Genomic DNA, 7,818 nt, shown 5'->3' with positions numbered 1-7,818 from the left:
AACAGAAGGAACCGTTCAATGCGAACTTGACAAGGCCCGGATCATACAAATCGACTTTCATCAGCACCTTGATGCCATCGACATCCATGCTTGCAAAGTCTCGCTCGGGCGAATCCGGGGCGAAGGTGCAATGGCGCAGAGCGGCCATCAACCGAGCCTGGGCCATCATGCTGTCTGCCGCGGTGTCGCCGCCGAGTTCTGCAAGCAGCCCGGATGTCATGACGATGCGGGCCGTGCGGTCACGGCCCTGACGCGCTGCATCATTGAGCTGCGCGATGTGCTCGGTGCGTTGCCGTGCGCAAGAGATGTCGGATGTGTCATGCATTGGAGGTCTCGTCCCGATCCAGGAGGCAACAAGCGGATAGCTGAACATCGATCGCGGTCCCCGGGGCGACGGTAATGGCGACCTGCCGATCCTTGGGAATGACCCACAGGATGCCGGCGAGCGTGTCGCGGATGCGCGCCGCGATGGCCTCGTCCTCGCCGAGCAGCACCCGGGCCGCGAGTTCGCGCGCATCGCGCAAGAAGTGCTCGTGCTGGGTGTCCCAGGAGTCGGCCTCGCTGTCGTCGCTCGCGCAGAAACAGACGTTCTCGATCAGATCGACCAGCGTTTCGGGGGTCAGCGCCGGACCCAGCACATAAGCGATGCGGATCTGATCGACACCGCTGTACCAGCCATCCTCGCCCACGACAAAGGCCACATCTGCCGGGATCCGTTCCTCGCGCTGCGTTTCGCTGGCGCGGTGGGAGACACAGAACCTCAGTTCGATCGTCTCTGCACGCACATGGTCATTGAGCGGCGGGAAGCTGCCGTTCTCGGCGATGACGTGGCCCTGCTCCCCGGCAGCAACATAGAAGCGCACGTTTCCGAGCTGATGCAGCGCGTCATACCAGCCATAGCCAGCGTAGGCAGGATGGTTCTCGACGAGGTGCGCTCGCAAGGGGTGCTCGCGCAGCGCGCGCTCCAGTCCCTGTGCAATATCGGGCTCAAGATCCGCGACAAGGATCGTGTCCGCACCTGCTGCGACTTCCTCATACTCGACATTGACGTTGTCGCTCTCCGCGATGGCCGCATGCCAGCGGGGCAGGCAGGGGTCGGCCTCCGGCAGGGCGACCCCCAGATCGCGCGCTTCCTTCCAGTTCTCGAAGGAAAGCCGGTGCTGGCCTCTGTGCGCCAGCGCGGCATAGATCGTGCGCTTGCACGCTGTCTGCAGCGCCGCAAATGCGGCGTTCTCGACGAATTCCTTGCGCGCCGGCAGCACAAGGGCAAGGCCCGGGGTGGCCCCGATATCGAGCCGGGCATGGTAGGTCTTGCCGCCAAGGCTTTCCGAGACGCTGGCAAGCTTGCGGGTGAGCACCATGCCATGGAAGTTCGTGGTGGGATCCTGGTTGTATTCGCGCCCCTCGAACACCCCGATCTGGCTGCCGTTCCATTCGGCGATGTAGATCGCCTTGGCGAGAAAGTCCTCGCGCGGCACTTGCGCGCCATTGAAGAAGACCGGCAGCGGATAGAACTTCGCGACCTCGCGCAGAATCCGCTCGGTCGTCTGCTCACTCACTCCGGGCATCAGGAAGGTGATGGTCGTGCCAACCGGGCGAGCAAGGGGCACCACGGCAATGTCCTTCGCGCCGGTCCAGCCATCCGCGGGGACATGCACCGACCATCCGGTGTCGGCACCGCCATGACGTGAGCTGATCCGGGTGTCCTTGCCCGCCAGGCTGAAGACACCCATGCCTGCCGGGTCTTCGGCCTCATGGATGTGCTGGCTCCAGCCCGAATCCCCCAGCGCAATCATGGTCTGGGGATCGGCGACCCCGGTTCCATCATCGACAAGGGTCAATCGCGCTCCGTCCTGATCGGCGCAGCAGGCGATATCGATCCGGGATGCGCCAGCGCGGCGACTGTTCTGGAGGAGCTCGCCGAGGATATCGCCGATGGTGCCGTTAAAGAGGCGCGTGACTTTGGTGATAGTCTTCGGGCTCACGCTGGGTCGGATGACTGTCGGGTTCATGGCAAAGGGTCCTTCATCGCACTGGTTCGCCCTTCCCCTCCCCCTTCCCTCCAGATCGGCGGATCGATGCCTGGCCAGAGCCGGGCGGTCCTCGGCCTGCTCTTCAGCCCACTCGTTTCGGTCGCAGGGCCTCGGGCATCGGAATGATCTCGTGCGCCGTATCCCGCAGCGCTGTGACCTCGCCGCGCGCGGCGTAGAGGTCCTTCGCGATCAGCGCGCAGACCTCAGCCTCGCCATAGGTTGGCCGGCCAATGTGATCGACGCGCTCGACTTGCCGGGCAATCACGCCAACCTTGCCTTCCGGCACCCATTCGGCCCAATCGCCCCAGGCGCTGGTGACGCAGAACTCGCCGATGGCGGCGATGTAGGCCTTACGCGTCCGCAGGATCGTGGAGGCATTCTCCTCGACAGCCTCGCCGGTAAAGGCACTGAAGCGGTCCGGATGCCAACATTTGGCGGTATCGCGGGCAAGCTGCAGAAAGCCTGCAGAGCAGGAGCCCTGCCCATCAAGCTCGCTGGAAAAGGCAAGGATCGGGAGCGCCCAATCGCAGTCTTCTTCGTAGGACCCTCCGTCGATCTGTAGCGCTGACGGCATGGCGGCCTGTCTCTGATCGGACAGAATGATGCCGCCGTGGCTGGCGGTCATCACCGACCAAATCCCGGGGCCAAGCTGATCGGCCTGTTGGACAGCACCCCAGATCGATGTCGATGGGCGCGGCGACGGAGCAAAGCATGTCATGAGCGAACTCTCCTTCTTCAGGTTCGCTCAAATCCTCCCCCTCCCCTTCACGCGAGAATGCGGCGGGCTTCGCTGATAATTTTCTGAGGCGTCACGCTGCTGACCGACAGGCATACGACATGCCCTGCCTGAGCGAGACGCTCGCGCTCGATGCTGCACAGCTCAAGATAGTCGGCATCATCCGACTGCAGGATCTGGAGCGCGAATTTGCATTCCTCCCCGCTATGCTCATCGAGCAGCGCCACCAGGAAATCCGGCCTCGCCGAGCCAGCACCCAGCGTGATGTCAAAAAGGACCTTCTTGACCGCCATCCTGACGCCGAGGCGACGCAGTTCATACTGGGCCTGTTGGAGCGCGCGCAGCACATCGCGATCGTGGTCGCGCTCGGCGGGCACGAACTGGTTTCCGCTGAACACAGGCTGGGCATATGCCCGCAGCGCCAGGTATCCTTCGCGCCGGCTGTGCTCGCCGACGACAGCAAGCACCAGAAATGGGGGCTCGACCTCGGCGCGGATGATCCCGGTGTGCTGGATGCGGTTGCGGATTTCGACAGTTCCGAGCCCCGTCACCACCTCGCTCGATGTGACCTCGCTCGCTTCGAGAAGCAGAAAGGCTTGCGGTGCAAACTCGGGCGGCCAGGTCTCGGCCGCAGCCCGCAATCGGGCATGGACCCGCCGTTTCTCGTAATCGATCGCGTTGGTGTAGAGATGATCCGACAGCCGGATGCCCGGCGCGATTTCGAGGCCCTGAGCGGCGCGCTTGAGGTGACGCATTTCTTCGCTGATCGAGCCTGCGCGCCTGCCGCTGGGCGGTAATTCGCGCAGGATATTCGAGCCTGCGCGTTCGAGCAGCAACCAGAGCAGCTTGCCGAGGCGCGGGATCGCGACGCCGCGTGAGCGGTCGTCGGGCTCTATGTCCTCTGGCCTCTGTGCAAGCTTCTCCGGCGCCTTCTGGTGTGCGCTGAACAGGCCTTTTGGAAGGCCGATGGCATAGAGCGAATCCTTCACGGTCTCGCGGATGCGCGGTGGCGCCTGCGGCAGATGAAACGGGCAGCCCGGCTCGTGGCCTGGCCGCGAGGTAAGACGCCGGAGGTAATAGGTTTCCTGAAAACTGAGATAGGCCGCGCTCATCAGCGGCGGCGGCCGCTCTGCCCCAAGGCAATCGCAGGCGATCCACTTGTGGTTCTCTCGCGCGGTCGAGACCAGTGAGACGCAAGCGCGGTGGTCGGCCTCGCTGCCCCGGCCTGTATACCAGCGCACCAGCGCAGCCTTCAGCTCGTCGCTGATGGCGACCCTGCCGGTCTTTCCTGTGGTGTCCTTACCTACCAGCCACATGCATGATGACGCCTTGACCCTGTCGTTTGTTCACGTTATGTTCATAATCTGCAGGAGCCCATGAATAATGAACAAGGTCTTTGATATCGGCAAGTTCGACCTCGATGTCACGCTGCGCGACGCGGCACTTGATCCCAATTGCCGTCCAACCAAGCGTATGCTCGCCAATGCCTCGATCGGAGTGGAGCCGTTCGATGCCTATTACTCAGCGCGCGAGCTCTATGAGACCTTGCAGGGCGTGTTTCAGGGCCTGCCCAATGCCAAGGCTCGGCTGACGCAGATCCTGTCCTGCCATTGCGATGACTATCAGCGCTGCCTCTACTATGCACTGGCAGGGCGCGGGGTTGTCCAGATGCTCGACGATCTCGAATGGCTCTTCGAGCTCCTCGGGCCGCGGTGCCAGATGTCGGGCCACATTCTGCGCTCGGGCCAGCACCCGGCACCGATGGTCAACCCTTACGTCTCGTCAGAGCCTGATGGCCCTGTTCCTGCCCGCAACGCCGACTTTACCGAAGGCCCATCGTGGTATCTCGATCCCGGCCTCGGAGGGATGATCGAGGAATAAGAGGCCATCAGTTATTGCGAAGGCCAAGTCGGTCGTCGTCATCAACAAGCGTGATGCGCCCGTCCCAGTCCCATAGGACAAGATTGAGCGCGTCTGCGGGGGCGCCGCGGGCGTAGCTCGGGACAACGATGCCAGCATAGCCTTGCGCGATCGCGGCCTCCGCCAGGTCCTGCGTCGGGACCGGCTTGCCGGAGAGCATCCGATCACGCCATGACGGGTCGGCGAGTTCAGCCGGTGTGATGCCGAAGGGATGCAATGCAGCCGTGTCCCGGCCATCGAGCAGCGGCCCGATGTCGGCCTGATAGGCCACCAGCGTGGTGGGCTGCAGCGTGCCAGCCTGATTGGCCTCGCGCAGCGCGGTCTCAGGGGCGAGGGAAGTATAGAGCGCCGTGCGCCCCATGCGATTGAACCGTCCGCCAAATCGGGCGGCCCCCTCCCCTGAGAGGGGTTCACGGGACCAGACCGGATTGTGGGCGCGGTAGAGCAGCCCGGTAAAGTGCATTGGACTAGGCGTGGACGCCGGCGTCGACCGCGTCGATATAGGTCAGCACGTCATCGGCCCGGTTGCTCTGCACGAGCTGCATGGCAGTCTGGCCCGAGAAACCCGGCAGTGGTTCCGAGCGGTACCAGGCATAGGCCAACAACGCCGAACCAAAGCGCGGCTCGACCTTGTTGAGCACCTCGACCATCTGGCGAAGGCGGCGCTGCGTCCGGTCGGACGCGATCCGGTCCTTGCGCTGGATCGCATCCTTGCCGAGGCCCAGCGAGCGTGCGAGTTCGTCGCTGGTCGTCCGCAGCGCGTCGACGATCTTGCGCGGAGCAAACGCGCCGTTGTCAGCGTAGTTTTGAATCGCCATTGCACTTTCCCATGAATTCTGACGCGATATAGCGTCAATATCTGCGGTAATCAAGGTTTGGGTGTCAAACCCAGCAGGTGTTCCCGTTTTGCCGAAGAGGTTACCCGCTCTTACAAAACCACGACCTGCAATTCGATCGCGCCGGCAAGGCCCTCTTCTGCAGGCAGAACGCAAAAGGGCTGGAGCTTGCTGTCCGTCCTCACCACGGCATGGCTCTGCCCGGAATTTGCGGTCATCCGAATGGCGACACGCTCGGCATTGGCGCGCCCGCACAGGATCGCCCTTCTGGGGTCCAGGCTCTGAGGCAGCATGATCACCTCCCGAGCGTTACGGCGTCGCCGGGAAGAATGTGCGCACCGCGCGCTTTGGGGGCACGACTTCAAATCGGCGCTCCATCAATCTGCTGATGCGAAACCGGCCTCGGCCATCGGGCGTGCTGAGTTCAATTTTCGCGCCGCGCTTTGTCACCCTGAATTCAGCGTGTTCGGTGCCGTCGGTGAACTTCATCGGTTCAGGCAGCCGGATCATGTCGCCATCGGCGATCTTGCGTTCCTTGAGCCGGAGCTGGCGGTAGCACCGGTTGCGCCAGTCGAGGGCATAAGGATGACTGGTTGGCCCCAACTCCTCCAGGACACTTCTGGGGCACCCGGCCTCCACCGGTCCTGAATTTTCATCCATGTCCTTGTAGCCGAACAGGAGGCCGTCGGCTGCCTTGGGGTTCCAGCGGACCAGACAGATCACCGCGGAGATGGCGTGGGTCTGGTTGTTCGGTCCATAGCGCTGGACAGCCGCGTAGTAGGCACCGGTTGTGGACACGCTTCTGATGACCCGGCATCCTTCGAAGGTGCCGGTTTCTTCATTCTCGCGCTCCCATGTGAGCTGATTGTCAAGATAGGCCTTGGGAGTGTCGAAGCCCCCCATTCCGGCACGGTGCATGTAAAGCCAGCCCATGCGTGTTCTCCTTCAGATGAGCCCCGGCTGCGCCGGAGGTGCGATCTTCAATTCGCGCGCGATCCGCGCCGTGAGTGCGGGAATGTCTGCAAGGGCGGTGATCGGCGCTTTGCGCATCACCGCGCCAGGCGGTTTCCAGAACGGGTTGCGCCAGGCGAGACCCGGCTCGCCGAACCTTTCCGGGCTGATCCGGACGTAGATCCCGTCGGCTTCCAGCACATGCTCGCCCGCGAGCTGTTCCTGTGAGGTGTAATAGCTGATGCGATAATCGGCGTGCTCGAGCCCGATCCCTGCTGCGATCTGGCGCAGCGCCCGCGTGCCCTCGCGCCGGTAGTGGCGCAGTTCTTCGGGACGATAGTCGATCCCGCGTTTGACCAGCGCAATGATCGCAGGCCTGTGTTTGAGCTCGGCAAGGCGTTCAATGCATTGGGACCGCAGAGCCTGGTCGTCTGCCTCACATTCGGTCGGCCTTCCGTCAGCAATGCGTTGAAGGTGGCGCGTCAGCAGCAGCACTGCCGGACAGGTTGCGGCCTGCCGGCCTGCCAGACGGACATCATCCACGGCCTCGTTCAATGCTCGCAGCGCATTTTCGAAGGTCGTCAGCCCATCGGGCTGGAGTGCGCGGCGGTAACGGTAATCAATGTCGCAGGACATGAGGCTTCCTTTCCATTGCAAGATGCAATGGCCCCATCCCCCTTTCCTCAATGCAGGCTGCCGCAGTGCTCGCTCGGGTTCTCCAGCAGCAACGGCTCGTAGATCATCGGTCGCAGGAGCGCCCCTGGCGCAATCTGTTCGAGGATCCTCGCTATTGCCGAGACCGCAACGCCCGCCTCGGTTGTCTGGATGATGAGCGATCGGCCTTGACCCGGAACTGTGCCAAGCGACCAACCGACGCCCCCCTTGCCGAGAAGGCCGTCCAGCACCTGGCGCGGGTCCCTCTGGGGGAACAGGCCTGCGATATGCTGGTCCAGCTCCTCGCCGATCGGCGCCCTCCTCCGGCCTGCAACATCGCCCGCATAACGGTGAAGCTGGGTGAGGCAAACGACCTCCTGCGGTGCCGGCTCAAGCAAAAGCCGGAACTGGCGCCGTCTCATCGGCTTCCTCCCCCTCTTCGCCGGCAGGTTCGCTCTGGAAGCCCGAATAGGCCGCAAGATGGTTGAACGCCTGATCGGCCTTCGCGGCTGCGGTGATGATCGCCGTCTTGTCGGCCTTGAGGATCTCCAGCCAGTGCGAGACGTAGCTGGCATGGCTTTCGTGAAGGTCTGCCGGCAGACCCAATTCATAGCAAATGCGCGCACTCACCTGCTCGGCGATATATCCTGACAGTCCAGCCCCAATCTGACTTCCGACGCCAATTTTT

Annotated in this window: 12 protein-coding genes; 1 reads left to right on the top strand and 11 read right to left on the bottom strand. The window is 63.1% G+C overall.

Annotated features, from left to right (window positions below; genetic code table 11):
• The 4 genes from AX703_RS13370 to AX703_RS13355 all read right to left on the bottom strand — a co-directional run.
• A partial coding sequence (locus AX703_RS13370; protein ID WP_156452056.1) for a hypothetical protein occupies positions 1-373 on the bottom strand: 373 nt, incomplete at its 3' end.
• The gene (locus AX703_RS13365) at positions 318-1,985 is read right to left on the bottom strand and encodes an ATP-binding protein (RefSeq protein WP_156452055.1); all 1,668 of its coding nucleotides are present in this window, start codon (positions 1,983-1,985) and stop codon (positions 318-320) included. The genes AX703_RS13370 and AX703_RS13365, both read right to left, overlap by 56 nt.
• Before the next feature lie 130 nt (positions 1,986-2,115).
• The gene (locus AX703_RS13360; RefSeq protein ID WP_062344724.1) at positions 2,116-2,751 is read right to left on the bottom strand and encodes a hypothetical protein; all 636 of its coding nucleotides are present in this window, start codon (positions 2,749-2,751) and stop codon (positions 2,116-2,118) included.
• Positions 2,752-2,798: 47 nt separating this feature from the next.
• Complete coding sequence (locus tag AX703_RS13355) at positions 2,799-4,085, bottom strand: hypothetical protein (protein WP_058803381.1); 1,287 nt, start codon at positions 4,083-4,085, stop codon at positions 2,799-2,801.
• 67 nt (positions 4,086-4,152) lie between these two features.
• Here AX703_RS13355 and AX703_RS13350 point away from each other — a divergent pair, with 67 nt between their 5' ends.
• Positions 4,153-4,650, top strand: coding sequence for a hypothetical protein (locus AX703_RS13350; protein ID WP_058803380.1), 498 nt, complete (start codon positions 4,153-4,155; stop codon positions 4,648-4,650).
• A gap of 7 nt (positions 4,651-4,657) precedes the next feature.
• Here AX703_RS13350 and AX703_RS13345 read toward each other — a convergent pair whose 3' ends face one another.
• The 7 genes from AX703_RS13345 to AX703_RS13315 form a co-directional block, all read right to left on the bottom strand.
• Positions 4,658-5,152 (bottom strand): RES family NAD+ phosphorylase, encoded by a 495-nt coding sequence (locus tag AX703_RS13345; RefSeq protein ID WP_058456863.1) that lies wholly within the window; start codon positions 5,150-5,152, stop codon positions 4,658-4,660.
• Between the two features lie 4 nt (positions 5,153-5,156).
• Positions 5,157-5,507 carry an antitoxin Xre/MbcA/ParS toxin-binding domain-containing protein gene (locus AX703_RS13340; RefSeq protein WP_054590611.1) on the bottom strand — a complete coding sequence of 117 codons (351 nt, stop codon included), beginning with the start codon at positions 5,505-5,507 and terminating at the stop codon, positions 5,157-5,159.
• Between the two features lie 110 nt (positions 5,508-5,617).
• Entirely contained in the window at positions 5,618-5,818 is a 201-nt protein-coding gene (locus AX703_RS13335; protein ID WP_058456862.1) for a hypothetical protein, read from the bottom strand.
• A 16-nt stretch (positions 5,819-5,834) separates the two neighbouring features.
• Positions 5,835-6,428, bottom strand: coding sequence for a hypothetical protein (locus tag AX703_RS13330; RefSeq protein WP_231735534.1), 594 nt, complete (start codon positions 6,426-6,428; stop codon positions 5,835-5,837).
• 42 nt (positions 6,429-6,470) lie between these two features.
• Entirely contained in the window at positions 6,471-7,112 is a 642-nt protein-coding gene (locus AX703_RS13325) for a hypothetical protein (protein ID WP_054136320.1), read from the bottom strand.
• A 47-nt stretch (positions 7,113-7,159) separates the two neighbouring features.
• Complete coding sequence (locus AX703_RS13320) at positions 7,160-7,552, bottom strand: hypothetical protein (RefSeq protein WP_058818314.1); 393 nt, start codon at positions 7,550-7,552, stop codon at positions 7,160-7,162.
• Positions 7,521-7,818, bottom strand: a 298-nt coding sequence (locus AX703_RS13315) for a zincin-like metallopeptidase domain-containing protein (RefSeq protein WP_231735533.1), incomplete at its 5' end; no start/stop codon positions are given. The genes AX703_RS13320 and AX703_RS13315, both read right to left, overlap by 32 nt.

Origin of the sequence: Novosphingobium sp. CCH12-A3 (assembly GCF_001556015.1) — a bacterium.
Classification (GTDB): Bacteria; Pseudomonadota; Alphaproteobacteria; order Sphingomonadales; family Sphingomonadaceae; genus Novosphingobium; species Novosphingobium subterraneum.
The sequence above is the reverse complement of the archived record's forward strand: the minus strand, read 5'-3'. Positions and strand labels throughout refer to the sequence as shown.